Origin of the sequence: Myroides odoratus, from assembly GCF_965118575.1 — a bacterium.
GTDB lineage: Bacteria > Bacteroidota > Bacteroidia > Flavobacteriales > Flavobacteriaceae > Flavobacterium > Flavobacterium odoratum_B.
Genome location: NZ_CBCPHW010000014.1, coordinates 44,666 through 68,426 on the forward strand (window position 1 = coordinate 44,666; position 23,761 = coordinate 68,426).

24 protein-coding genes and 4 tRNA genes are annotated in these 23,761 nt (G+C 36.1%); 15 read left to right on the plus strand and 13 right to left on the minus strand.

Going from position 1 to position 23,761, the window contains the following annotated elements:
* Position 1: 1 nt before the first annotated feature.
* A complete protein-coding gene (locus tag ACMHJ2_RS12320) occupies positions 2 to 610 on the minus strand; it encodes a GrpB family protein (protein ID WP_413513159.1) in 609 nt (202 codons plus the stop codon).
* A 204-nt stretch (positions 611 to 814) separates the two neighbouring features.
* On the opposite strand from ACMHJ2_RS12320, the gene ACMHJ2_RS12325 reads away from it, so the two are divergent.
* The 4 genes from ACMHJ2_RS12325 (at position 815) to ACMHJ2_RS12340 (ending at position 2,250) form a co-directional block, all read left to right on the plus strand.
* Complete coding sequence (locus tag ACMHJ2_RS12325) at positions 815 to 1,687, plus strand: helix-turn-helix transcriptional regulator (protein WP_413513160.1); 873 nt, start codon at positions 815 to 817, stop codon at positions 1,685 to 1,687.
* A 223-nt stretch (positions 1,688 to 1,910) separates the two neighbouring features.
* Positions 1,911 to 1,991, plus strand: a tRNA-Tyr gene (locus ACMHJ2_RS12330).
* 52 nt (positions 1,992 to 2,043) lie between these two features.
* Positions 2,044 to 2,124 (plus strand) — tRNA-Tyr (locus ACMHJ2_RS12335).
* A 45-nt stretch (positions 2,125 to 2,169) separates the two neighbouring features.
* A tRNA-Tyr gene (locus tag ACMHJ2_RS12340) sits at positions 2,170 to 2,250 on the plus strand.
* A gap of 98 nt (positions 2,251 to 2,348) precedes the next feature.
* On the opposite strand, the gene ACMHJ2_RS12345 is transcribed toward ACMHJ2_RS12340, so the two are convergent.
* The 5 genes from ACMHJ2_RS12345 to ACMHJ2_RS12365 all read right to left on the minus strand — a co-directional run bounded on the left by ACMHJ2_RS12345 (position 2,349) and on the right by ACMHJ2_RS12365 (position 5,043).
* Positions 2,349 to 2,486, minus strand: a complete 138-nt coding sequence (locus ACMHJ2_RS12345) for a hypothetical protein (RefSeq protein ID WP_413513161.1) — start codon at positions 2,484 to 2,486, stop codon at positions 2,349 to 2,351.
* A gap of 123 nt (positions 2,487 to 2,609) precedes the next feature.
* On the minus strand, positions 2,610 to 2,732 hold the full coding sequence (locus tag ACMHJ2_RS12350; protein ID WP_413513162.1) for a hypothetical protein: 123 nt from the start codon (positions 2,730 to 2,732) through the stop codon (positions 2,610 to 2,612).
* 117 nt (positions 2,733 to 2,849) lie between these two features.
* A tRNA-OTHER gene (locus ACMHJ2_RS12355) sits at positions 2,850 to 2,920 on the minus strand.
* Positions 2,921 to 2,997: 77 nt separating this feature from the next.
* Complete coding sequence (gene pdxY / locus ACMHJ2_RS12360; RefSeq protein ID WP_413513163.1) at positions 2,998 to 3,852, minus strand: pyridoxal kinase; 855 nt, start codon at positions 3,850 to 3,852, stop codon at positions 2,998 to 3,000.
* 33 nt (positions 3,853 to 3,885) lie between these two features.
* A complete protein-coding gene (locus tag ACMHJ2_RS12365) occupies positions 3,886 to 5,043 on the minus strand; it encodes a DegT/DnrJ/EryC1/StrS family aminotransferase (RefSeq protein WP_413513164.1) in 1,158 nt (385 codons plus the stop codon).
* 549 nt (positions 5,044 to 5,592) lie between these two features.
* Between ACMHJ2_RS12365 and ACMHJ2_RS12370 the strand changes: the two genes are divergently transcribed.
* Positions 5,593 to 6,360, plus strand: coding sequence for an aminoglycoside adenylyltransferase family protein (locus ACMHJ2_RS12370; RefSeq protein ID WP_413513165.1), 768 nt, complete (start codon positions 5,593 to 5,595; stop codon positions 6,358 to 6,360).
* A 7-nt stretch (positions 6,361 to 6,367) separates the two neighbouring features.
* Here the strand turns inward: ACMHJ2_RS12370 and ACMHJ2_RS12375 are convergent, their stop codons facing one another.
* Positions 6,368 to 7,171 carry an AraC family transcriptional regulator gene (locus tag ACMHJ2_RS12375; protein WP_413513166.1) on the minus strand — a complete coding sequence of 268 codons (804 nt, stop codon included), beginning with the start codon at positions 7,169 to 7,171 and terminating at the stop codon, positions 6,368 to 6,370.
* A 90-nt stretch (positions 7,172 to 7,261) separates the two neighbouring features.
* On the opposite strand from ACMHJ2_RS12375, the gene ACMHJ2_RS12380 reads away from it, so the two are divergent.
* The 3 genes from ACMHJ2_RS12380 to ACMHJ2_RS12390 are packed head-to-tail and all read left to right on the plus strand — an operon-like array spanning position 7,262 to position 11,238.
* Positions 7,262 to 8,590, plus strand: coding sequence for a TolC family protein (locus ACMHJ2_RS12380; protein WP_413513167.1), 1,329 nt, complete (start codon positions 7,262 to 7,264; stop codon positions 8,588 to 8,590).
* A gap of 9 nt (positions 8,591 to 8,599) precedes the next feature.
* Entirely contained in the window at positions 8,600 to 9,652 is a 1,053-nt protein-coding gene (locus ACMHJ2_RS12385; protein WP_413513168.1) for an HlyD family secretion protein, read from the plus strand.
* A complete protein-coding gene (locus tag ACMHJ2_RS12390; RefSeq protein WP_413513169.1) occupies positions 9,649 to 11,238 on the plus strand; it encodes an MFS transporter in 1,590 nt (529 codons plus the stop codon). Before ACMHJ2_RS12385 ends, ACMHJ2_RS12390 begins: the two co-directional genes overlap by 4 nt.
* A 243-nt stretch (positions 11,239 to 11,481) precedes the next feature.
* Here the strand turns inward: ACMHJ2_RS12390 and hmpA are convergent, their stop codons facing one another.
* From hmpA to ACMHJ2_RS12410, 4 genes are all read right to left on the minus strand, one after another.
* The gene (gene hmpA, locus ACMHJ2_RS12395) at positions 11,482 to 12,678 is read right to left on the minus strand and encodes an NO-inducible flavohemoprotein (RefSeq protein WP_413513170.1); all 1,197 of its coding nucleotides are present in this window, start codon (positions 12,676 to 12,678) and stop codon (positions 11,482 to 11,484) included.
* 154 nt (positions 12,679 to 12,832) lie between these two features.
* Positions 12,833 to 13,270 (minus strand): RrF2 family transcriptional regulator, encoded by a 438-nt coding sequence (locus ACMHJ2_RS12400; RefSeq protein ID WP_413513171.1) that lies wholly within the window; start codon positions 13,268 to 13,270, stop codon positions 12,833 to 12,835.
* Positions 13,271 to 13,373: 103 nt separating this feature from the next.
* A complete protein-coding gene (locus ACMHJ2_RS12405; RefSeq protein WP_413513172.1) occupies positions 13,374 to 13,802 on the minus strand; it encodes a GNAT family N-acetyltransferase in 429 nt (142 codons plus the stop codon).
* A gap of 890 nt (positions 13,803 to 14,692) precedes the next feature.
* Positions 14,693 to 15,841, minus strand: coding sequence for an Atu1372/SO_1960 family protein (locus tag ACMHJ2_RS12410; RefSeq protein ID WP_413513173.1), 1,149 nt, complete (start codon positions 15,839 to 15,841; stop codon positions 14,693 to 14,695).
* A 70-nt stretch (positions 15,842 to 15,911) separates the two neighbouring features.
* On the opposite strand from ACMHJ2_RS12410, the gene ACMHJ2_RS12415 reads away from it, so the two are divergent.
* The 4 genes from ACMHJ2_RS12415 to ACMHJ2_RS12430 all read left to right on the plus strand — a co-directional run bounded on the left by ACMHJ2_RS12415 (position 15,912) and on the right by ACMHJ2_RS12430 (position 19,321).
* Positions 15,912 to 16,709, plus strand: coding sequence for a helix-turn-helix domain-containing protein (locus ACMHJ2_RS12415; protein WP_413513174.1), 798 nt, complete (start codon positions 15,912 to 15,914; stop codon positions 16,707 to 16,709).
* A 111-nt stretch (positions 16,710 to 16,820) separates the two neighbouring features.
* Complete coding sequence (locus ACMHJ2_RS12420) at positions 16,821 to 17,408, plus strand: porin family protein (protein ID WP_413513175.1); 588 nt, start codon at positions 16,821 to 16,823, stop codon at positions 17,406 to 17,408.
* Positions 17,409 to 17,544: 136 nt separating this feature from the next.
* Positions 17,545 to 17,997 carry an SsrA-binding protein SmpB gene (gene smpB, locus ACMHJ2_RS12425; protein ID WP_413513176.1) on the plus strand — a complete coding sequence of 151 codons (453 nt, stop codon included), beginning with the start codon at positions 17,545 to 17,547 and terminating at the stop codon, positions 17,995 to 17,997.
* Positions 17,998 to 18,076: 79 nt separating this feature from the next.
* Positions 18,077 to 19,321, plus strand: coding sequence for a PQQ-binding-like beta-propeller repeat protein (locus ACMHJ2_RS12430; protein ID WP_413513177.1), 1,245 nt, complete (start codon positions 18,077 to 18,079; stop codon positions 19,319 to 19,321).
* A 45-nt stretch (positions 19,322 to 19,366) separates the two neighbouring features.
* On the opposite strand, the gene ACMHJ2_RS12435 is transcribed toward ACMHJ2_RS12430, so the two are convergent.
* Complete coding sequence (locus tag ACMHJ2_RS12435; RefSeq protein WP_413513178.1) at positions 19,367 to 19,555, minus strand: hypothetical protein; 189 nt, start codon at positions 19,553 to 19,555, stop codon at positions 19,367 to 19,369.
* Between the two features lie 220 nt (positions 19,556 to 19,775).
* The gene (locus ACMHJ2_RS12440; protein WP_413513179.1) at positions 19,776 to 20,417 is read right to left on the minus strand and encodes a protein-L-isoaspartate(D-aspartate) O-methyltransferase; all 642 of its coding nucleotides are present in this window, start codon (positions 20,415 to 20,417) and stop codon (positions 19,776 to 19,778) included.
* Positions 20,418 to 20,565: 148 nt separating this feature from the next.
* Between ACMHJ2_RS12440 and ACMHJ2_RS12445 the strand changes: the two genes are divergently transcribed.
* The 3 genes from ACMHJ2_RS12445 (at position 20,566) to ACMHJ2_RS12455 (ending at position 23,757) form a co-directional block, all read left to right on the plus strand.
* Complete coding sequence (locus ACMHJ2_RS12445; protein ID WP_413513180.1) at positions 20,566 to 21,549, plus strand: Gfo/Idh/MocA family protein; 984 nt, start codon at positions 20,566 to 20,568, stop codon at positions 21,547 to 21,549.
* Between the two features lie 15 nt (positions 21,550 to 21,564).
* Positions 21,565 to 22,452: a 3-hydroxyacyl-CoA dehydrogenase family protein gene (locus ACMHJ2_RS12450; RefSeq protein ID WP_413513181.1), complete on the plus strand. Its 888-nt coding sequence runs from the start codon at positions 21,565 to 21,567 to the stop codon at positions 22,450 to 22,452.
* Between the two features lie 87 nt (positions 22,453 to 22,539).
* Entirely contained in the window at positions 22,540 to 23,757 is a 1,218-nt protein-coding gene (locus ACMHJ2_RS12455) for a DUF1015 domain-containing protein (protein ID WP_413513182.1), read from the plus strand.
* Positions 23,758 to 23,761 lie beyond the last annotated feature (4 nt).

The following is a 23,761-nucleotide window of genomic DNA, read 5'->3' on the forward strand; positions in this document are numbered from 1 at the left end:
TCTAAATCTCGTTTTCTTTTTGTTTACTATACCAAGCGATTGCTTGTTTTTCTTCTCTCTTTAAAAACTCATCTTTCCCCGCATTGTAATCATTTCCATCCTCCCACTGTTGTTGTACTAATTTTTCTTTTAGCGCTTGATATTCGTCTTTTACCGCTGAAAAAGTTCTCAAATAATCTCTAAAGGCAATATGACGGGTCCAGTTCTCAGAAGTAACTGGAATCACGTGAATATGCGCGATACGCAAATCGTGATTGTGCATTTTCTCTGGAATTTCCTCCCCTATATCAATCGTTTCAGGCAGTCCAAACTCCTTAGGACTGTCTTTTAAAAGTACAAAAAAGCGTCGATAAGGCATTTCTACATTGTATTTGGGGTAATATACATACTGCTTTCCAGCTAGTAAAAGGGGAACTTGATTTAATTCAAGGTCATCTTTAACGCCAATCATAATATCGATGATAGGTTTGGCTGATAAGCCTTCTACAGCTGTACTGCCAATATGTTCAACCCTCGGTTGTATACTTTGTAAACTTTCCTCTAATTGACATTTGATCTCGCCAAACATCTCTTTCCATTGGGAATTATAAGGTTCAAATGGTAAAATCATAACGCTTCTTTTGCACAAAACATGTATTTCTTCTAAAAACAAAAGTAGATAAAACAACGATATAACCGGATACAATTTGGTTTCATTTATATTCAAATTGTAATATTTTGAAAAGAAAAGGATTAAAAAATCACAGGTAACTTAAACCTTTACACAGTATCCCCTTATTCATTCTGTAATTTCTATTACATTTAACTCAAAAAAATGCAACACTTTCTTACCCTTCAGACGGTTTATGATTTTCACAAAATTGAAGAGGATACTAGAATAGAAGGTATCGCTGTATTAAAAGACATTCATCGTCTACATCCTAATTATACCCAGTATAAACATCAGTTTGACGGTTTATTGCTGTCGTATTGCTCCAAAGGAAGTGTTCAAATTAATATTAACTTTCAGGAGTATACCCTCAAACCGGGAGATTGGGTTGTTGTTTTACCGCAATTGATTTTAGATCCTCTCGCAGTTTCACCCGATTTCGAAGTGACTTCTATTTTGATCTCTTTAGATTTTATTAGTGCGTATCCAATTTTGCGCGAATTTATTATGAATAATGAAATACGTTGGTACCCTATTATTACGAAAGAACAACAAGGGCAAGCCCTATCTCCTTTCTTGGATTTAATTGAAAACAACTACTTTGGAAAAAAAGAGAAGAGTAAAAAAGCTATTATTCAATATCTGATCTTTGCCTTGATAACTGCTATTTCAGCATCCTATCAAAGTATAGCTGAACAACGGGGTATCCTCAAAACACGCAAAGCCCAATTGATTGATGATTTTTATCTGCATCTATCGCAACATTATAAAAAAGAAAGACAGGTCACTTTTTATGCTGAAAAACTGCATCTATCACCCCAATATTTAACCACCTTAGTTAAAAAAGAAACAGGACATTCACTGACCCATTGGATTGAACATGTTGTAATCTTACACGCTAAATCCCTATTAAAGTCATCCACGCTGTCTATTAATGAAATTAGCCTTGAACTTCACTTTGCTGATACATCTTTATTTTGCCGTTATTTTAAGCGTTGTACCCAATTAACACCGATTCAATTTAGAGCTTTGAACTAAATAAAAACTTCATTTAAAGGAATTTTAGGTTCGCATTTTGAAACATTCGGTCTCTTTTAAAAAAAAATAATCAAAAAAAATAATCGCTTAGTTTTTTAGAACCAAAGAGTTAATGTTTTCAGAAACGAATGGAGCCAAAAAAAAGCGATAAAACACTTGCAGATTAACAAAACAGCACTATATTTGCACCGTTCTAATTATAGAACTGAGGCTAACGCTAAAAGGGGAGATACTCAAGCGGCCAACGAGGACGGACTGTAAATCCGTTGGGTAACCTTCGCAGGTTCGAATCCTGCTCTCCCCACATCTATGTTCTTATACACAATTGCTAAACTAAAATACAAAAAATACCGGAAGGGGAGATACTCAAGCGGCCAACGAGGACGGACTGTAAATCCGTTGGGTAACCTTCGCAGGTTCGAATCCTGCTCTCCCCACAAAACACAGTAATGTGTGCTATTTTAGTTTAACGATTATAAGGAGGGGAGATACTCAAGCGGCCAACGAGGACGGACTGTAAATCCGTTGGGTAACCTTCGCAGGTTCGAATCCTGCTCTCCCCACAAAAAAAAACCTTCTAATTGCTTAGAAGGTTTTTTTATTTCTACTTATCGCTAATCTTTAGTGAAAAATTAAAAAAAATAGCGCGCATAGGGAATGACTAAAATTGAGGTTCTTCGAATGAACCAGAAGCAACCATCCCTACATGAATACCCTTCCATACCTTTTGTTCTCTTGCGCAATATGAACTACCAAAAGCAGCAATAGTTTGATTGTCTCTTTGTTCTTTGGCTCCCATTATATGAGAATCTTCGCCTGCAATAGCATATTTGCATTGTTTAACTTCCTCACCACTATCAAATTGAAGCTGTCTATTTACCTGATTTTGAATTTACTTGTACAGCAGACTAGAGCAAGTCTTCTACTTCCCACCTCCCTTGTAAAGCTTCAACAACGTTTGCCTTATTCGTTGAACTGCTTCTCGCATCAAATCAGCTCCTACTGTTGAAATTCCAACATTTTCAAAATGATTAATTAATGACATGTTTTTTTAGATATTTTTACACCAAAGTAACAAAGGTTTTTGCTGTGCAAATGTTGTGCAAAATTTTAAAAAATAAGGCTAAACAATTACAAATCAACCTACTGAAAATAAAAATAGAGGTTCTGACTGGACTCGAACCAATCTACTGATTATTGCGTAATCAGGCCTAACCACTCAGCCACAGAACCTTGTTACAGTAACAAAGATACAAATTAATACCTTGATTATCAATAAATAAGAATTTAATCAAACGATACTCCTCTGCTTATTCAATCCAACGATACTTTTGACAAGCCTTTAAAATATCCCTCAATTCAAATTCACTTCTCTTTTCATCCAATATGCCCTGTAGTATTTTGGTCATTTGTTCACCCGCTTCTTTTGCACATGTTGCATAAGAATGGTAAACATTTAATTTCAACATTAAAACTAGCGCGGCGAAAAGTTCACCTGTACCAGGTGGATTAACCGCAACATAGTCAATGGTTACTTGCTCAAACCTATTATTTTGCTTCACAATCACATGCAAATGGGAATGGGAAGTATCTCCAAATCGATACCCTGTTACAATTACCTCTTTAAACTTGAGAATGGGATGTTCTTGTATACCACTTACCAATTCATCATATGCTGTAGCTTTGCGATTGATTATCCACTCTATTTCGAATTGATTGGGTGTGACTACATCCGCCAAAGGCAGTAAATATTCCATAATCGCCTGAGGGACTTCCGCATTTACATATAAGCCTTGCGGTTGATCTCCCATAACCGGATCACATACGTATAGTATGTCGGGATTGTTCTTTTTGATCTCTTGAATAAATTGCGCAGTACATGCTACTAATTCCGCAGACCCAATATACCCCGTAACAATTGAGGAAACCTCATCGCGTATATTTAATTTTAAAATTCCATCTAAAACATCCTGAAACAAATCAAGGGGCATAAGTCCTCCACCTACCGTTGGCAAACCATATCGATTGGATAAAATGACTGTAGGAACCGAAATTACATCTTGTCCCGCTATCTGTAATACGAGTGAGGTTGTATTACTTCCTACATACCCATACGCTACTTTGCTGTGAATGACAATTGTTTTTTTATTCTTTATTTGCATCATGAAAAGGCTAATTAGATTGGCTATATCCCTCGATTAGATTTCGGGAATCTCTTTTTTGTTCTTTACTACGTCTATTACTTCGAGAAACTGAGTCGAAATAAATAGAAGTTCCTCTTCAGACAATTCGGTATGAATCGGCAGAGATAGAACTCTAGAAACCAAGTAATCGGTGTGGGGTAAATGGTATTCTTTCGTTTGTAAATTTTTAAACATTTCTTGTTTGTGACAAGGTACAGGATAATAAATCATACTAGGCACTCCCCGTTTTGTCAATTCTTGGTGTACTGCATCGCGGTCAATCCCCTCCAAAATTAGGGTATATTGATGATACACATGGTGGCTATAAGCCGGTTCAAAAGGGATGATCAGGTTGATATGCTTGTCAAAAGCGCGATTATAAAAAGCCGCTACTGCTCTACGTTTATCGCAATAGGCATCTAAATACTTGAGTTTTACATTTAGGATAGCCGCTTGTATGCTATCTAATCTACTATTTACTCCTATAATTTCATGGTAATACCGCTTTTCAGAACCGTGGTTGCAGATTTTCATCATTTTAGCTGCCAATTCATCGGATTGGGTCATAATAACACCTCCATCCCCATAAGCCCCTAAGTTTTTAGAAGGGAAAAAAGAAACACAGCTTATTGTGCCCATTGTTCCCGTTTTATTGCTTCTGCCTTGATTCATATAATGGCCTCCAATGCTTTGTGCATTATCCTCAATCACAGCAATATCATAAGCTTTAGCGATTTCCATAAGAGGTTCCATATCGGAACATTGTCCATATAAATGTACGGGGATAATTACCTTTGTTTTTGGGGTAATCGCTTGTTTCAGACTTTCGATATCCAATGTAAATGTATCAGGATCCACATCGACAAATACGGGAGTAAGTCCCAATAACGCAACTACCTCAACCGTTGCAATAAACGTAAATGAGGGCGTAATTACCTCATCCCCTGGTTTTAGGTCTAAAGCCATTAAGGCAATTTGCAAAGCATCCGTTCCATTGGCACAAGGAATAACATGCTTCACTTTCGTGTAAGAAGTTAAATTGGTTGCAAACTCTTTTACGGCTGGACCATTGATGAATGCAGTACTTTCTATCACTTCTTTAATAGCCCTATCTATTTCAGTTTGGATGCTCTGGTACTGCCTCTTTAGATCCACCATTTGAATATTATCCATGTTCTGTTTTCTTTATCGATTACTATTTGTAGCAACAAAAGTAGCCGTAATTTGGGTTATAGCAATATACCAGTTTTAAACTATCCAATAGTCCAGATTAAATTAAACCTTCTCCTTTCCTTTGAGCTAAATTAGTATGCAAACATGGGATAATTTAGCATCATTTTTTGAACCTCCCCTTTGATTTGACGTTGTTTAAGCATATTCTCTTTGTTTCGCAATACCTCATCTATAAATTCTACAATTACTTCTATTTCCTCCTCCTCTTCCCCTCTCGTCGCAATGGCTGGTGTACCGATTCTAATTCCCGAAGTAAGGGCCGTAGGCTACTTGTCGTAGGGAATCATATTTTTATTTAGGGTAATACCTTCTCACGCACAAAATTCGCTAAGGCAAGATGTCCCTTCCCATCCATTATTTAGATAAACAAAAAACTAAAGGGAAACTGAGGTGTTAGTCTAACTCAAATTAAGAATCCATAGCAGTCTAAGTAATTTCTCTATTGACTTAGTTTTATCTTATCTTCGTCTTTTAAAAACGCTATAAACGATGAATCTCAAGGATTTTCCTTTGCAAATACAACAAGTAACCCAAGTGTTGACTACACTTTTAACGGATGTAATTGAAGGAATCTATTTGTACGGTTCATCCATAGACGGCGGTTTACAACCTCAAAGTGATTTAGATTTCTTTGTTGTAGTTCATACAAGTTTGAGTGAAGAACAAAAAAGTCTTCTCATACAAGCTTTACTTCAACTATCAGGTGCTATTGGTAATACGGTAGGTTTACGTTATTTAGAAGTAACCATTATGCATCAAGAAGAATTTACAGCGCTTACCTTTCCTTTGCAAAGAGAATTTCAATATGGAGAATGGTTAAGAGATGCGTTTTTAAAAGGGTATTTTCCCGAAAAAACACCCGATCAAGATTTGACAATTCTCCTCCGAAAGGTCAAACAAAATAGCCTTGTATTATACGGAAAAACAGCTCGTGAAGTATTACCTACTATTTCCGATGAAGCCTTTCGTCAGGCGATTAAAGCTAGTTTACCTCAACTGATTCAAGAGATTGAAGAAGACCAGACCAACGTAATATTAACTTTGTGTAGAATGTTGTATTCGATACAAACAGGAAAAATTACGTCTAAGGACCGAGCGGTAGATTATGCAATTCCTTATTTACCTCCCTCTTTTTATGGTTTAGTACTTGAAGCGAAAGATCACTATCTCGGTAAAAGTACACTAACGCCAAATCGAGATAAAAAAGAACTACAAGCCTTTGCTTCAACCCTAAGCACTTGGATTGAATTAGCGTAAAGATTCCCTATTTTTTATTGCGCAAAGCAAGTTGAAACTCACTTGGTCGTAAGTTTACTAGTTGTTGAAAGGTATTGCTAAATGCGGCTAGGCTTGAATAGCCCACCTCAAAAGCAACTTCACTTACATTTTTATTGTTTTCCATTAATAATTCCATGGCTTTAATCATGCGAAGCATCTTTAAATACTGCAAAAAGGAAATGCCCAAATGGGTTTTAAAAAGTCGAGTTAACGATCGCACACTATAACCAAAGGTCTCAGCAATAAAGGTTAAGGTTAATTCTTCTCCTACATTTTTATGCATAAAATCTGCAATCGCTACCATAGCGCGATCTTCCGTAGTGGGCAACTGAATAGAAAAAGGTTTACCTGGGTCTTGTCTTATAAAGTGCTTCATCGTTGTCAAAAATTCATACGCCCAGGTATTCGGCGGTATAACCCCTTTCCACTGTCTGGCATAAACGAGCATTTCATACATTAAATCGTTGACGGGATAGATACCCAATTCTTTCATAAAGTGATATTTGGTATCTAATTCCTCCTCGTGAAAATAAATATTTAAAAGAACCACTTCCGTTGTATTGGACTTGACATTGTGGATCATCCCTTTTGGAATCCAAACGTAATGTTGCGCAGGAATATAATACTCCCTCTCTTTTGTTTTCAAATAAGCAATTCCTCCCGATACAAGAAGAATCTGACTTTTGTTGTGTTTATGGGGCGGAAAACGATGTTCCAATTGCTCTCGCATGATATAAATACTCTTTGGAGATTCATCAATATCTCTTTCTGCTTGCCGTAATAATTCCATAATGGCTAAAATAAGTAAAATATTGGCTCGTTATATAAAATTCTTAGAATGATTCTAATTTAGTTTTGCATAGAACAATCTTTATACAAAATGAAACACAACCGAAACCTTATTTTCATAGGTCTTTTCTTCCTGTATTATCAAGCCGGATTTGGTCAGGAGCCCGAGTTAGCAACAGCTACTTTTGACTTAAATAAAGTATGGCAATACACCGAAAAAAATCACAAAAAAGTTGAGATCCTTCGATTACAAACCCTTGAAAAACAAGAAGATATTAAAAATACACAAAATAGTAAATTGCCTTATGTACAAGTAGAAGGTAGCTATGGTAAACGCTCCGACCTTTCCCTTTATGAAGCAGGTATCTTACACCAACCCACCGAGGTTCCCATCCAATCTACCCAATACAGTACAGCTTTAAGTGCAGACCTTCTCCTTTACAAGGGGTATCAAACTAAAAGAGCCATCCAAATTCAAAAAGTTGAACTCACTTCCTTGAATACACTCGTGCAACAATCCATTGCAGAGGCTAAGATGGAGAGTACCCAATTATTCTATGGCTTAATTTTAAATATCCAATATAGGGAATTGGTTGAAAAAGAAATCACACAAGATGAAAAGCAATTGAAGGATATTATGAGTTTATACCAAAACGGAACAATTCTCAAAAGTGACGTTTTGCGATCTGAAGTTACGCGTTCCAACCATCAGATGCTTTTAAAAGAAATTGAAAACAGGCTGACGCTTATCACACAACAGTTAAATATCATCATGGGAAGAAAAGACACCGATTCCCTTATCCCCCTCTATTCTGATTTAGATTTGATTCCAGGGGTAGCTAACTATGAAGAAAACTTAAATCAGGCCTTAGAGGATGCGTATGGTCTACAGCTAGCAGATCAAAAGATTCTCAGAGAAGAATTAGCCCTGAAGCAAATTACTTCAGCCTTACTTCCCAAAGTATCTTTGTTTGCTGACTATGGTTTTAATTTTCCTCAGAATAAATCGTATCCCTATGCTTCTACTTTATATAGCGTAGGTCAGATAGGTTTAAAAGTAAACCTTTCCCTTTCTTCTTTCTATCATACCCACCATCAAAAGAAAAGTCAACAAATCCATATTATCCAACAACAAGTAGAAAAGGAACATAAAAAGGATCAGATCAAACAGGAGCTCCAAGCGTATTATGTCCAATACCAAGAAAGTTTAGATCGCATTGCTTTGGCGGAGAAAAACATTCTTCAAACCACCGAAACCCTGCGAATTATTCGCCATAGTTATTTCAATCAACAAGCCTTGTTACTTGATTTACTCGATGCAGAAACACAAGTATTACAAGCTCAATTCGATCTAACAAGTGCTCAAATAAATGCAAAAATCGAATATTATCAAATTCAAAAAGTAATTGGAAATTTATAAGAATCAATCATGAATAAATCTACGACCAAAACCGATCATCTCATTCTAAAAAGCACGCAAATTTTAGCGTTAGTTATCTTAGGCTGTTTGACTATCTATGGCCTAATTGCTGGTATAGAATACATCCAATACGAATCGACCAATGATGCTCAAGTCGAACAATATGTCAATCCCATTAACAGTAAAGTTGGGGGGTATATTCAGCGCATTTACTTCGAGGAAAATCAGTTAGTACAAGCGGGAGATACCCTGTTAATTCTAGATCGCAGCGATTATAATGCTGTTTTAGCTGAAACAGAAGCTTCGCTTGAAAATGCCCAGGCACAATTGCCGATTCTCGAGGCCAATATCAATACGCTAAACAATCAGGCCCAAGTTGCCAAAGAACAGATTAAGGTGGCTCAAGCTAAATTAACAAGGCAACAACTTGAGTTTAAACGCTTTCAAAATCTATTAACCGAAGCCTCCACAACCCAACAGCAATTCGACAACGTAAAAACAGCTCTAGATATTGCGTTTTCAGAGTACCAAGTCACTCAAAACAGCTATCAGGTAGCGCTATCCAAAATGGAAGATATCAAAGCACAGAAATTAGCTGCGCTTTCCGAGATTAAAAAAAGAGAAGCCACCTTATCCAAAGATCAGCTCAATGTAGGCTATACAGTTATTCGGGCGCCTTATACCGGTAAAATTGGCAAGATGACGATTCAAGCAGGGCAACTAATTCAAACAGGGCAAACGATTTGTTACATTGTCAATGAAGAAAGTGGAAAATGGATTATTGCCAATTTTAAAGAAACTCAAATAGGCAAGTTTCGCATAGGTCAAGTAGCTAAAATAACCCTAGATGCTTTTCCTGATATTGAATTTAAAGGTGAGATTGAATCCATCTCTCCAGCTACAGGTTCTCGTTATTCGCTTTTACCTCCTGACAATGCTACAGGTAATTTTGTTCGAATTATCCAACGGATTCCTGTTAGAATAAAACTAACGGATGATCTTTCTAAAATTGCCAACCTATCGGCTGGAATGAATGCTAATGTTTACCTAGATAAACGATGAGACCCACACCACTACCTACTTTCAAAACTTGGGTACCTGATTATGTAATCCGAGTAACAATATTCGCACTTCTATTTCCTGCCTTAGCCGTTTTTGCTTTTTATTATAGCAATACGGCAGAAACAATGGGGCATTATGGTATAGAAGCTGGGGATGTTCAATACTCTGTATTGCTCATGTATGGTGCTCTGGTTTGTTTTTTGCCTTTGGATGATCGACTTGTTAAATACTTTAGTTTACGGAAATACCTACTCCTTGGTGTAACCGTAAATACGATAAGTTACCTTATCTGTGCACTCACAAGAGACCTCACCATTTTTTTCGTCTGTCGCTTTATTCAAGGAGCCGTTTGTGCCCTCTTTTGCAGTATTTGCTTAAACTTGTTATTCCCCAGATTAAACTCAGCCAGAGCCAGAGTCATTGGTTATACCCTTTTTTATGGTACTCTCTTAGTTTGTGTTCCTCTTTGTGCTATTCTATGCAGTTATATCTTGCAATCTTACTCTTTTGAATTCCTATGGTATCTCTTAATACTCATTCAAATACCTGGTACGATATTGCTGTTGATTACCACTAATAATATTCATTTAAAACCAAAACTCCCCTTGTATCAAGTAGATTGGGTGAGCTATATTTATTTTACCGTGATTATCTGTTCGATTGGTTATATCTTTATTTATGGACAAAAATTAAACTATTTAGAACATCCTATGATTCGATGGCTCACCTGCCTTACTTTTCTTTCCCTGCTAGCCTTTATCTTTAGACAATTAAAACTTAAACGCCCCTTTATTACGCTTGCCGTATTTCGATATAGAGACTTTTGCTTGGGCATTCTTCTGTTAATGGTTTACTATTTTTTTAAAGGTACAACGGGCTTTGCTTATACGTATTTACAAACGGCTTTAGGCGTTGAGTCTATTTCTCTAACCCCTATTTATATCAGTAATCTCTCCGGTACTTTTCTAGGACTCCTCATCACTTCTCGTTTGCTATTACAAGGAACGGCAATTAAATATATTGTTTTGGGAGGATTTAGTTTGTTATTACTCTATCATATTCAGGTTTATTTTTTGTTTTCAAATCAGGGAGAACAAAATCGATTCATCCTTCCTTTTTTTATTCAAGGCTTATCCGTTGCTACCTTGCATGTACCTTTAATCATTTACACCGCTGCATCTATTCCTCCTTCTATCTCCAATGCAGTATCATTTCTGGGAATTAGCTTTCGATTTTTGAGTTTCTCCGTAACAATTGGCTTGACAAACTATTTTCAGTTATTTAATAAAAGTGTGCATTACAATAGAACAGCGGAATATATCACGAGTACGAACCCATTCAATGAACAAGCAAATCAGCATTTTCAACAACAATTACTCCTCGATGGAAAAGATGTTTCACTAGGAGCTAATTTAGCTACTAAGCTATATCATAATCACCTTATGCAGCAAGTGAGTTCTCGCGCTTCCATGGATTATTACAGTTGGGTGATTTGGGGCTTGATAGGTATTATTTTACTCGTATTACTAGCTAAGCCTACTAAAAAAATAATCACAAGAGTAAGCAAAAACTTTATTCCTTATTAATATTTTTCGCTCTTAGGGAATGAACCAATTATTAGGTGTAAAATCTCGAACAAATTCAAAGGTTAACCTCACCCTTCTCCTTGGATTAAACACTTGGTTACTTATTCAAAGTGGATGAAAACCAGGTAAGAGGGATCAAACCACGCTGTAAATCACTTACCAATCGAAATAAATACATTGCAAAAAAGGGAACTACTTCTTCAAGTAGTTCCCTTTTTAAATTAAGAAAAGTTCATTTTTATTTTATATAGCCAAAGAAGCAGGGCCAAATTCTTCAAAGAAAATAGCCGTCTTATCTATCTTTTGATTGATTAAATATTGATAGTGCTTTTCAATAAATCCACTTGGCCCACAAATATAATATTCGGCTTGTTGAGAGAGTATGTCCTCTTCAATTTGAGCCAATTCAACCCAACCTTTATAAGCATCTTCCCCTTTATCCACAACATCGTAAAAGATATGTTGTTTTAAATTCGCATGTGTTTGTGTCAATTCTCCTACTCGTTGTTTAAACGCGTGAACCTCTGAATCTCTACAACCGTGAATCCACTTAATACTGGCTGTTTCATTCTGTTTTAGTATGGTTTCCATCATAGCCATTAAAGGAGTCTGTCCTACGCCACCACTAATAAATACTTTGGTTTTATGCAGATTTTCTTGAAGAACAAAAACACCCGAAGGAGAAGAAATATCTACAATAGCTCCAGGTTGAATAACCTGATGCAGGCGATTGCTAATCAAACCATCTGGGTGTGTACTCCCCGCTTCTCTTTTGACAGAAATGCGATAATACTCACCATTGGGTGCACAAGAAATACTGTATTGCCTAGGTTGTAGTAGGTTTAATTCGGGCAAAAACAGACGCAAACTCAAAAACTGTCCAGGTTTAAAATCCGCAATGGGCCCTTCATCTGCGGGATACAAATAAAAAGAAGTAATCTCACTTGATTCTACGACTTTATCCTTTACCACAAAAGGTCTCCAACCTGTCCATCCTCCCTGTTCACTGACTTTTTTGTTGTAGATATTCTGCTCGTGTCCACTCATTAAATCTGCTAGTTCTTGGTACGCCACTGCCCAAGCTTCTAGTAGCTCATCGGTTGCCAATTCTCCTAAAACTTCTCGGATAGAAGCAATTAAATGCTTCCCAACAATCACATAGTGCTCGGCTCGAATAGCTAAACTTGTATGTTTATGGGCAATGGAATCAACTACTGGAAACAAAACACTTGGATCTTCAATATGCTCTGCATAGGCCAATACCGCCATAGCTAAAGCCGTTTGTTGTCGGCTGTTTTGCTGATTGCCCTGATTGAAGATATGTTTTAATTCAGGATTGTGTTCAAACATTCTTTGATAAAAATGGGTCGTTAGCACTACACCGTGCTCTCTTAAAATTGGAACAGTCGATTTAACGAGTTCCTTTTGAGTTGTTGTCATATGTTGTTCGTTTTTAAATACTAAGTAAAAGAGTTTTTTATCTTTTATTATTTCATGCGTATAGTAGATTTTCTACTATTTCTTCGCTTACAAATAAAAGATATAAATATCTTTTATTCAAGTAAAACACAACTTAATTTCAACTTTTATTTTTTTATTTATTTAAGGTAAAGTGTCCGTCAATAAGATCTTGATTGAATTGCCCAATGGTTGTAGTTCTCAATACATGGGCTAGATTATCTCTAATTTTCTTAAAATCATTATGTAAAGGACATGGATTGGTTTCAGAGCAATAGCTCAATCCCATAGCGCACCCTATAAAGAGTTCTTTTCCCTCAATGGCTTCTACGATTTCTGCTAGCGGTCGATTGAAATCCACATGATCAAGATAAAACCCTCCATTGGGGCCTTTAGTGGATTGAATAAGTCCTTCTCTACTTAATTTTTGTAAAATCTTAGCCAAAAAATGCTCTGGAGAATTTACTTCTTCCGCAATTTCCTTTATCCCTGATTTATATCCTTGTTCGCTTCTTTTTGCAATATACAATACTGCTCTTAACGCATACTCACAAGTTTTAGAAAAAATGCCCATATTTTACTTGATTAATTAGCTTCTACCTATCTAAACAAAGGTATGATAATTCTTTTGTATTTCAGTCGATGGATAACCTACTGCAATTGCTTTGCAACAAACCTTATTGCTTCAAATATTTAACCAGGTACTTGGGAACCTCCTCATAACCTTGTCTAAAATAAAATTGATGCGCTTGAGTTCTCCTACTATGACTGTGAAGCTCTATGCGATCACATCCTAATTCGCTCGCTAAAGCCGTCGCATATTCTTCAATCTTCTTGCCTATTCCTTTGCTTCGAACCTGTTGATCCACGGCAAAATAACTAATCCGCATAAAATCACCTTCTACAGCAATTTGCGTTATTAAGTGAAGAGAAATAAACGCGATAACCTTTCCTTCCTCCTCCATCACTAAGAGTCGCTCTTTCTCATCTTGATTCATTTGAGCAATTCTATTAGGTAAAAAACCTAAGGTATTAGGGTATCCCATTTGCTCTAAAAGACCAGCAACAACCGTTGCATCACCTATTTCCATCTTTCTTATATCCATCACTTGTACATTTTCTCTTGTCCAAAAGAAACTAAAGTACTAAATATCACGAAAAAATAAGCTTCTAAAAAGAAACTATTTTTTCTCCTTATCATAACCTTTGCCTTTCCTATCTCAATAATTATAAACAACTACTGATTAAATCATTCTATTTGCAATAAAGAATCTCTTCATTCTGTATCTACATGTTATAAGTCATTCTGCTTGAAATAAAGAATCGCATCGGTCAATTCACTACGTATCTCCAGGCTGTATCTTCATGCTGTAGGTCATTCTGAAAGAAATGAAGAATCACATGAGGCATTCCACTTTCGCTCTACGTCTTGTGGATTTATAGCATGCCCCTTCTTTCTGTCTTTTAGCTTCACAGAAACTGAAATACTTTTTTTATAAAATCCCCTTGTTTAAAACCGTACTAATCCTTTGCTTTCTAAGACCTTTTGATGGAATTTTTCAAGCTTTTAGTTGTGCTTGTTCGAGTGTTGTTCAAGTCTCCTTCGGATGAGCTTCGGAAAAAGGGGGTGTTTGTCGAACAAAGGGTGAGTGAGAACTGAGTGGTGAAGGGTGAAGGGTGAAGGGTGAATTTTTTGAATAGCTAGTTAGTAACTACCAAGAAAACAGTAAGCCGATTACGAGGAACAGCAGACATCCTCGTATGTAATCCCGACGAAGGAGGGATCGCATCGCTCACTTTTATTTACCTTTAAGAAGGTATCAAATGAAGACGCTGTGTATTAAGCTATGTCTAGTTAAATTTAAAAACAATTGGTTTGTAGAAACTTCTTTCTACAAACCAATTGTTACTACCTATAATAATGAAGTTAATCTTTAAAAACGGGCAACCCTATTTAGATGTTCAACCCTTTACACATCACCCTTCATCACAACCACTACTCCACTTCAAAAATAGCTTGAATCGAAACACTAGACCCCACAGGCAGCGAACTTGCTCCCCCAGTATTACGGGTATGTTTACCTTTTTCTCCAAATACCTCAACCATCAAATCGGAAGCGGGATTCATTAATGCAGCGTGTTGCGTATACGTATCAACCGTATTAAATGCACCAATCAGTTGCACACATTTTTTCACCTTATTTAAATCACCCCCCACAGCCTCTTTTAAAATAGCTAAAACATTGAGCATGGTTACCTTAGTCGCTTCTTTTACTTGATTTTCATCTACATCAACACCTAATTTTCCGGGATTGAATATTTTCCCATCTTTCAAAGCTACTTGATTGATAAATACCAAATTACCCGAACGAGCATACAATTCATAATTCCCCACAGGTTTAGGCAATGCTGGCAATTCGATATGCTTTTGTTTGAGAACTAAATTTACATCTTTTTCTTCTGGTTTTATAGTACTTGACTTAGTATATTGCTTTTTATTTGGTTTAAGAGCCAAAGCTACTCTCGCTAATTTCTCACCTTGTAGTTGAGCCAAAAAACGTTCATCTTTTGTTGGTCGTTCTACTGAATTGACAGAAACGGGACTGGTGATTCCCAATACGGTATTGCCTTGAACAATTTCTCTATCTATAGTATCAAACCCTTGAATGCCATTGGGAATGAGCAGCATCCCATGTACAGCTAATGTATTCCAAAAAGACTGCAAGGCTAATTCATTGCCAGCTCCACTACCTCCTGACATAAAAACAGTAGCAGGCATTTCTTCGAGTGAGCGCTGTTTCCACAAGTCAATTGTTTGAGTAAAAAAAGCACTCATACCCGTACTGATATTGCCAAAATAAACAGGCGAACCGAATGCAATTCCATCATAGGTCGGCAATTCTTCTACTTGTGCCATTGGAATAGACTGTAAGCTCGTATTTTCGCTGGCTTTCACCTTTTTTATTGTCGCTTTTGCATGAGGTATTTTTTCAATTCCCAGTGCGATTTCTTTTGCTAAAGTATACGTTCCTCCTTGATCTGAATCAATGAGAACGAGAATACGAACAGATTGTTCTTGTGCCCTAACGGGTTGTATTAAGTTGATTAATACGAAAGCTACTAAAAAAGTAAAGGTATATTTCATCTTGTGTACGATTTGATTTTATATCTTCAAAGATAGGCATGCTTTTTTTATTAACTTTGCCAAAAACTATATGCAAAACGACACACTTAAATGTGGGCTATTGGAAGAAAAAGAAGGGAATTATGCAGATAACCTCTCTATTGATGCCTATGTCTGGTATGATTCAAACTGGAAACACGATGCCTATACCCATACCCATCAAAGGTATCAATTGACGTATGTAGAACAAGGCTATCAATACTTTCATCTGGATGGAAAAACCTATTTAGTACCTCAAAACCACGTCATTTGGATTCCTTCTAACCAAGCCCATCGCATCAGTTCGGAGGCAAAAACGGTTCACTTGCGAGTTGCCTTATTTAAAACAGTTCCTGACGATGCGTTTTTTCAACAAGTACACGTTTTTTCTGCGCCTGCCGTTTTAAAAGAAATGCTCTTATATGCAAGTAAGTGGAATCAAGCGTTGCAGCACAACCCAGAACAACTCGTTTTCACTCAAGCCATTTTGAGCAACTTACCGCATTTTTGTTTAGAAAATGAATCCTTGCAAATTCCTGTTCCCACCCACCCACGTTTACTTGAGGTGTGTAACTATATCAATACCCACTATGCGGCCGTTGGCAAACTAGATAATCTATCAGAGGTTGCTCAATTGTCTATCCGCAGTTTACAACGCCTTTTTAAACAAGAAACGGGAATTACTTTACAAAAATACACCCAACTCATTCGCATTTTAAAAAGCATTGAACTCAGAGATACTCAAGCCTTTACTTTAAGTGAGATTGCCTATCAAGTAGGCTACAAAAGTTTAGCTGCATTTACCCTATCTTATCAAACTATTATGAAAACAAAACCCAAAAAAAAATAGCTAATACTAACTTTTTTTCGTTTTGGGGGTCATTTGGACTTTTTTAAACGACTTTTTTTGTATCCCATTCTTTTTTACTTAATTTAGCCCTAAATCAAAAAAAACCTAAATATGAAAAAACTAGGCCTACTATTTAGCATCTTACTTACCTCACTAACGTTTCATGCTTATGCACAATCTCCTATTAACATAGGGATTAAAGCAGGCGCTAACTTCACAACGCTTTCTCATGATTTAAAAGAGTATAGCAACAAATCTTCAACAGGTTTTGGTTTAGGAGTAATGGCTCGTATCAACTTAAATCGCTCTTATATTCAAGCGGATTTGATGTATATGGAAAAAAATTCGAAGTTTGAATCTAGCCAAGCTGGACTTAGCAATGATAAAACAACGATGAAAAATCTAGAGCTACCTGTTGTATATGGATACAAATTATTGAAAAGTCCATTGTATAACGTGAGAATTTTTGGTGGTGGTGTTTATTCGGTTGTATTGAATAACAGCATTTCTAAAAATGAAGTAGGCAATGCCTTCAAAGATTTCGACAAGTCTAATATTGGTTACCGTGTAGGAGCGGGTGTGGATATTTTAAAATTCACCGTTGACGTTTCTTACGATGGCGGTTTAAACAATGTGAGTAAAGATTTCAAATCAAAACCAAATACATGGTTTGTAGCCGTAGGGTATAAATTCCTTTAATAGCTGCGTCAAGATAAATAAAAGGCTATCCTTGTTTGAAGGGTAGCCTTTTCTATTTCTTATTCCTTTTAAATGCTTGTAAGAACAGTTTGTATGCAAAACTAGTTTTACTTTAAATTTTTATTATTTTTGTGCTATGCAAAAGAACATCAATATTCTAAATAAAAGAGCTAAGTTCGAATACGAGATCTTAGATAAATATACCGCAGGAATTGTACTTACAGGTACGGAGATCAAATCCTTGCGATTGGGTAAAGCCAATATTGCCGAAAGTTTCTGTGAGTTTCAAGATCTAGAGCTCTTTGTGATTAACTCCCAAATTGAAGAATATGCCAACAGCAGACACTTCAATCACAAAGCAAAAACAGAACGCAAACTATTACTGAACAAAAAAGAGCTAAAAAGCTTACACAAAAGTGTTCAAAATAAAGGATTAACCATTATTCCTTTGCGTTTGTTTATCAATGAAAGAGGATTGGCTAAAATGGACATTGCCTTGTGTAAAGGGAAGAAAAACTACGACAAGCGAGAGACGATTAAAGATCGAGATAATAAAATAGCACTGGATCGCTTGAAAAATGCGTATTAATGCTAAGGCACTATAAATGAAACACCCAAAAATGGGTGTTTTTTTTATAACCACAACTAAAAAAACAACACCATTAACTATGAGAAAAAATTTACTTTTAATTTTAGGACTTCTAATTTATACTACAGTACTAGGGCAAAAAACCTCAGAAGAGACCAACCCCATTCCACCTACTATTGGTCCAAAAAGTGAAACAAATCAATACTCTAACAATCAAATTGGTACGGAATACGATTTTGTACTCAACAGTCAATACCAATCCATTCAAAATATTCCATTAGACAAAGATGCAATCCTCATCTATGACTATGATGGCACACTTAAATCTTTCAACTTAGCCACCCAAAAAATTAATTGGACTTTTGTTGCTGAAGACACGGTTGTAACATATGCGAGAAATAAATTCACCATAGAAAATGGGGTCGTTTATATTCCCTTTCTCAATGGAGAACTCTATGCCTTAAACCACAAAACAGGAGAAAAATTTTGGGAAGTTAAAATAGGATTGAAAAATAGTGAATACACCAAAATGTTAATCAATCAAATTCCCGTTATTCACAATGACTTTCTGTATTTAGTTACCCAATACGAAAACAGCAATATATATGCCTTTGACAAAAAAACAGGTTACCATATTTGGAACTACAAGTTAGAATATCCTTATAATCACATGCCTGTTTTATACACCAATAACAAGGTTTTTGTTCCCAATGCCCCCTATGTCTATAGTTTTAACGCTGAAACAGGCAAAGCTTTATATACCCGTGGGTTTAAAACAGGGATGTATTCCCGACCAGTTAGTGATGGAAAACGCGTATTCATCGCTGATTTAGGCCGAAGTCTCTTTGCTCTAAATCCTGATAACATGGATATTCTATGGGAAATCGAATTGCCTGAGGGATCCATTGATCATAAAATGGTGTACAGCAACAACCAATTATTAATTGCAACCGCCCATAATTTTTACGCCATTAATCCAGAAAATGGAGCTATTATTTGGCAAACAGAAGTTCCCCGCCAAGAACAATCAGAATCTCGCTTCTCCCTTCGACAGCTAGAGGAATTCAACGGTAAACTTTATGCTTACAACAATAAAAGCACTTTTCTTGTTCTCGATTCTAAAGATGGGAAAATAGAAAAGGAAATTTCCCTTCAAAATACGCCTATTTCGAATATTGAAATACTGGATAAAAACTTCGTTTTCTTTTATTGTGAAATTGGTTTAATCAAATTAAATCTAACAACAAACAAAGAAGAATTACTGTATATACGTTCTTCTATTCAATCTGATCCAAAAGAAAATTATATCAAATTGGTTAGATAACGGTTATTTTTATGCTATCTAAATCCAAAATATGAACCTCCATTACTAACTTCTCACACATGAATCATTCTTACACTCAAAATTAAAAACTGCTTGAATGAATAGATAAGCCGCTGGGATTCCCAAAATCCAAATGCGAGAATCAAAAGTCTGAATTAGTAATAACAAAGCTAACCCTAAACGGATATAGCGCATTGGTGTCCATTTTTTAAAATAATCAATAATCGTTTTCATTTTCTTTCAAATTCTTTCAAAATTAGCTTTATTTTTTTTGATGTACTGTAACAATTGTTGCTGTACAGGTAGTACACAACAGCTAAATTTACTACAGCTAAATATCAATTTTAATTGAATAAAAAAAAGACAATGTCCTTTCAATTTAGAACAAACAACAAACCTTAATAATTATTTTCAACAAAAAAAGCATCCTTCTAGGGATGCTTTTTGCGTATATTTAGTTTTTATTTTCTAACATGGGTACAAATCTGAAATCTCCGTGTTCGTGTTTTTCAAATTGGGTTTCATTTAAGCGAATGAGTTCAATCATTGTCTGCTGTTCTTCTCCTACGGGAATAATCATACGCCCTCCTATTTTGAGTTGTCCCATCAAGGCTTGGGGAATAAAAGGAGCGCCTGCGGTTACAATAATCGAGTCAAAAGGGGCGTAATTAGGCAATCCTTTATAGCCATCTCCAAAAGTTAAGAGCTTGGCTCTGATTCCAAGTTTCGGCAACAACAACGCGGTTTTCTTATACAATTCCAACTGGCGTTCAACACTGTAAACACGAGCCCCCATAGCCACTAAAACGGCGGTCTGGTACCCACTTCCAGTTCCTATTTCCAATACCTTATCCTCGGGTTTGATTTGCAACAATTGCGATTGAAAAGCTACCGTATACGGATGCGATATCGTCTGTCCTGCTCCAATAGGAAAGGCCGTATTCTGATAGGCAAAATTTTCAAAACTTGAATCTATAAATAAATGTCGGGGAATACGTCTAATCGCCTGAAGTACGGCTTGATTGTCAATTCCCTTTTCCTTCAATGCCTCAACCAATTGATTGCGCAATCCCTGATGCTTCGTAGAATCCTTCACTATACTTAAATAATTTATACAAAAGTAACCAATATTTTTATAAAAAAAGCCTTTTATTCATTCCCATCACCAACTATTGCGAAAGATTTAAAGCTTAAATTTTACCCATTCAATAAATAAGTTTTATTTTTGTTGAAAATAATTTTTTATGCTTAAAATTGGCGTATTGGGAGCAGGGCATTTAGGTAAAATTCACTTGCGTTTACTCAACCAATCAGAAAAATATGAATTAGTAGGTTTTTATGACCCTTCTGCAGAAAATGCAAACAAAGTAGCTCAAGAGTTTGGTTACACCAAATTTGATAGCATGGATGACCTAATCCAAGCGGTTGATGTTATTGATATTGTAACACCTACGCTCTCTCATTTTGACTGTGCTAAAAAAGCAATTGAAGCGGGCAAGCATGTTTTCTTAGAAAAACCCATTACTACAACGGTTGAAGAAGCAGAAGGAATCATGGAACTCGCTGCGAAACACAAAGTTTTAGGCCAAGTGGGACACGTAGAGCGTTTCAACCCTGCTTTCGTGGCTATTCAAACACAAATTAAAAATCCAATGTTTATCGAAACACATCGCTTGGCAGAATTTAATCCAAGAGGTACCGATGTTCCTGTAGTTTTGGATTTAATGATTCACGATTTGGATGCTATTTTGAGTGTAGTACATTCACCCGTTAAACACGTAAGTGCAAGTGGTGTGTCTGTTTTAAGCGAATCTCCAGATATTGCCAATGCGCGTATAGAATTTGAAAATGGTTGTGTAGCGAATGTAACAGCAAGTAGAATCTCTATGAAAAATATGCGTAAATCTCGTTTCTTTCAACGAGATGCTTATATTTCTATCGATTACTTAGAAAAAACCTGTGAGGTTGTAAAGATGAAAGATGCACCAGAAACACCAGGTGATTTTGACTTAATCTTGCAAAATGCAGAAGGATTAAAAAAACAAATTTACTACGACAACCCTAAGGTTTTACCAAATAATGCTATCTTAGATGAACTGGAAACGTTTCACGATGCCATTGTAAATAAAACAAGACCTGTGGTTACTTTAGAAGATGGTACAAAAGCCTTGCGTTTGGCTTACCAAATCATAGAGGCTTATAAAAACAACCTAATAATTAACGCGTAAACCTATACTTATCTTATGAAAAATATTGCTGTAATTGGGGCAGGAACAATGGGAAATGGAATTGCTCATACTTTTGCTCAAAAAGGCTTTAAAGTACTTTTAATCGACATCTCTGAACAAGCGATTGAAAGAGGAATGAACACCATTAGCAAGAATTTAGATCGAATGATTGCCAAAGGGTCTATTACGGAAGCAGACAAAAAAGCAACAATCGAGAATATTATTACTTATACTGATATAAAAGACGGCGTTGTCAATGCAGATTTAGTGATTGAAGCAGCAACAGAAAACTTGACGTTAAAACTAAATATCTTTAAAGAATTAAGTGCTGTTTGCAGCGAGGATATCATCTTAGCTTCAAATACCTCTTCAATCTCTATTACGCAAATTGCATCTGTAGTGAAAAACCCTGAGCGCGTTATTGGTATGCACTTTATGAATCCAGTGCCAATCATGAAATTGGTAGAAATCATTCGAGGATACAATACAACGGATGAGGTAACAAAAGCTATCATGGATTTATCCATACAATTGGATAAAGTACCTACAGAAGTTAACGATTACCCAGGATTCGTAGCGAACCGCATCTTAATGCCGATGATCAATGAAGCTATTGAAACCTTATACAACGGAGTGGCTGGTGTTGAAGAAATTGACACGGTAATGAAATTGGGAATGGCTCATCCAATGGGACCTTTACAATTAGCTGATTTTATTGGTCTTGATGTGTGTTTATCGATCCTAAATGTAATGTATGATGGATTTAAAAACCCTAAATATGCACCTTGTCCCCTATTAGTTAATATGGTTATGGCTGGAAAATTAGGGGTAAAATCAGGCGAAGGATTTTATGATTATTCAGCAAGCAAAAAAGCAGAAAAAGTAGCAAAAATGTTTGCTTAATTGAAAAGCAAATTAAACAATCAATCATACTAAGACAATCGATATTTATTGTCGGTTGTCTTACTTTTTGATACCATAAAGTAAAAAATGGCAAAAATAATTCCTTTTCAGGGTATACGCCCCACACGAGATAAAGCTAGCTTGGTGACTTGTAGATCTTTTGAAGACTACAATGCAGTAGAATTAGCCTATCTTTTAGATTACAATCCCTTTTCATTTCTACACGTTTTAAATCCAGCCTATGTCAATCCGCAAAAGGTGACTAGTGATAAGCGATTCAAAATGGTGGCTGCAAAGTTCAACGATTTCAAAAAGGAAGGTATTTTAACCAAAGAAGAGGATCCGGTTTTATATCTCTATCAAATTGAGACTAAAAGCTGGAAATTTACAGGTATCGTTGCAGGTACGAGTATTGAAGATTATGAGAATAACATCATCAAAAGACATGAAGATACGCTTGAATATCGCGTAAAACTGTTCAAAGAATACCTCTATCACAGTCGCTTCAATACAGAACCCGTTTTAATGATGTATCCGGATAAGCCACACATCAATACATGGATTGCAGAACACAAAGAAAATAGACCTATTTACGATTTCACCACCGTTACGAAAGAAAGGCATACCATCTGGAAAGTGGATGATCTAGAGCGTATTGAATGGCTGTGTCAAGAATTTGACACGATTCCTGAAATGTATATTGCCGATGGTCACCATCGCTTTGCTTCTGCGGCTTTACTCAAAAAAGAAAATGGCTTTGAACCGCATTCGCATAGCAATACAGTCATGACTTTTTTAATTGCTGAAAACAACATCAAAATCTATGAGTTTAATCGCATTATCCACGATTTAAACAACCATACCAAGGAAGAATTTTTAACTTTACTAAGTGAGAAATTCAATGTAAAAAACAAGCAGCAACAGCTGTGGAAACCTTCTAAAAAAATGGAATTTGGCATGTATTTAGATGGCGATTTTTACTCGTTAAAAATGAAGGAGAAAATAAAAACAGAAAATATATTAATGCAGTTGGATGCCCAAATATTATATGATGCGGTTTTAAACCCTATTTTAGGTTTGGACGATTTGAGAAATGATGCCAGAATAGATTATATCCCAGGAAATGAATCTATTGTTGCCATCAAAGAATTGGTTGATGATGGGGAATATGAGGTTGGTTTTATGCTATATCCAACCAATGTACAGGAAATCAAACTCGTGGCGGATAATGATTTAATTATGCCTCCAAAAAGCACCTATATTGAACCAAAGTTCATGAATGGGTTATTAACATACGAAATTTAAAAAA

Coding starts and splice junctions, on each gene's coding strand:
- ACMHJ2_RS12345 (WP_413513161.1), bottom strand. CDS start 2,486: ATGGGAGCCAAAGAACAAAGAGACAATCAAACTATTGCTGCTTTTGGT.
- ACMHJ2_RS12405 (WP_413513172.1), bottom strand. CDS start 13,802: ATGGATATAAGAAAGATGGAAATAGGTGATGCAACGGTTGTTGCTGGT.
- ACMHJ2_RS12415 (WP_413513174.1), top strand. CDS start 15,912: ATGCAAAACGACACACTTAAATGTGGGCTATTGGAAGAAAAAGAAGGG.
- ACMHJ2_RS12445 (WP_413513180.1), top strand. CDS start 20,566: ATGCTTAAAATTGGCGTATTGGGAGCAGGGCATTTAGGTAAAATTCAC.
- ACMHJ2_RS12325 (WP_413513160.1), top strand. CDS start 815: ATGCAACACTTTCTTACCCTTCAGACGGTTTATGATTTTCACAAAATT.
- ACMHJ2_RS12365 (WP_413513164.1), bottom strand. CDS start 5,043: ATGGATAATATTCAAATGGTGGATCTAAAGAGGCAGTACCAGAGCATC.
- ACMHJ2_RS12380 (WP_413513167.1), top strand. CDS start 7,262: ATGAAACACAACCGAAACCTTATTTTCATAGGTCTTTTCTTCCTGTAT.
- pdxY (WP_413513163.1), bottom strand. CDS start 3,852: ATGATGCAAATAAAGAATAAAAAAACAATTGTCATTCACAGCAAAGTA.
- ACMHJ2_RS12370 (WP_413513165.1), top strand. CDS start 5,593: ATGAATCTCAAGGATTTTCCTTTGCAAATACAACAAGTAACCCAAGTG.
- ACMHJ2_RS12430 (WP_413513177.1), top strand. CDS start 18,077: ATGAGAAAAAATTTACTTTTAATTTTAGGACTTCTAATTTATACTACA.
- ACMHJ2_RS12455 (WP_413513182.1), top strand. CDS start 22,540: ATGGCAAAAATAATTCCTTTTCAGGGTATACGCCCCACACGAGATAAA.
- ACMHJ2_RS12390 (WP_413513169.1), top strand. CDS start 9,649: ATGAGACCCACACCACTACCTACTTTCAAAACTTGGGTACCTGATTAT.
- ACMHJ2_RS12450 (WP_413513181.1), top strand. CDS start 21,565: ATGAAAAATATTGCTGTAATTGGGGCAGGAACAATGGGAAATGGAATT.
- hmpA (WP_413513170.1), bottom strand. CDS start 12,678: ATGACAACAACTCAAAAGGAACTCGTTAAATCGACTGTTCCAATTTTA.
- smpB (WP_413513176.1), top strand. CDS start 17,545: ATGCAAAAGAACATCAATATTCTAAATAAAAGAGCTAAGTTCGAATAC.
- ACMHJ2_RS12410 (WP_413513173.1), bottom strand. CDS start 15,841: ATGAAATATACCTTTACTTTTTTAGTAGCTTTCGTATTAATCAACTTA.
- ACMHJ2_RS12350 (WP_413513162.1), bottom strand. CDS start 2,732: ATGTCATTAATTAATCATTTTGAAAATGTTGGAATTTCAACAGTAGGA.
- ACMHJ2_RS12320 (WP_413513159.1), bottom strand. CDS start 610: ATGATTTTACCATTTGAACCTTATAATTCCCAATGGAAAGAGATGTTT.
- ACMHJ2_RS12420 (WP_413513175.1), top strand. CDS start 16,821: ATGAAAAAACTAGGCCTACTATTTAGCATCTTACTTACCTCACTAACG.
- ACMHJ2_RS12400 (WP_413513171.1), bottom strand. CDS start 13,270: ATGGGCATTTTTTCTAAAACTTGTGAGTATGCGTTAAGAGCAGTATTG.
- ACMHJ2_RS12435 (WP_413513178.1), bottom strand. CDS start 19,555: ATGAAAACGATTATTGATTATTTTAAAAAATGGACACCAATGCGCTAT.
- ACMHJ2_RS12385 (WP_413513168.1), top strand. CDS start 8,600: ATGAATAAATCTACGACCAAAACCGATCATCTCATTCTAAAAAGCACG.
- ACMHJ2_RS12375 (WP_413513166.1), bottom strand. CDS start 7,171: ATGGAATTATTACGGCAAGCAGAAAGAGATATTGATGAATCTCCAAAG.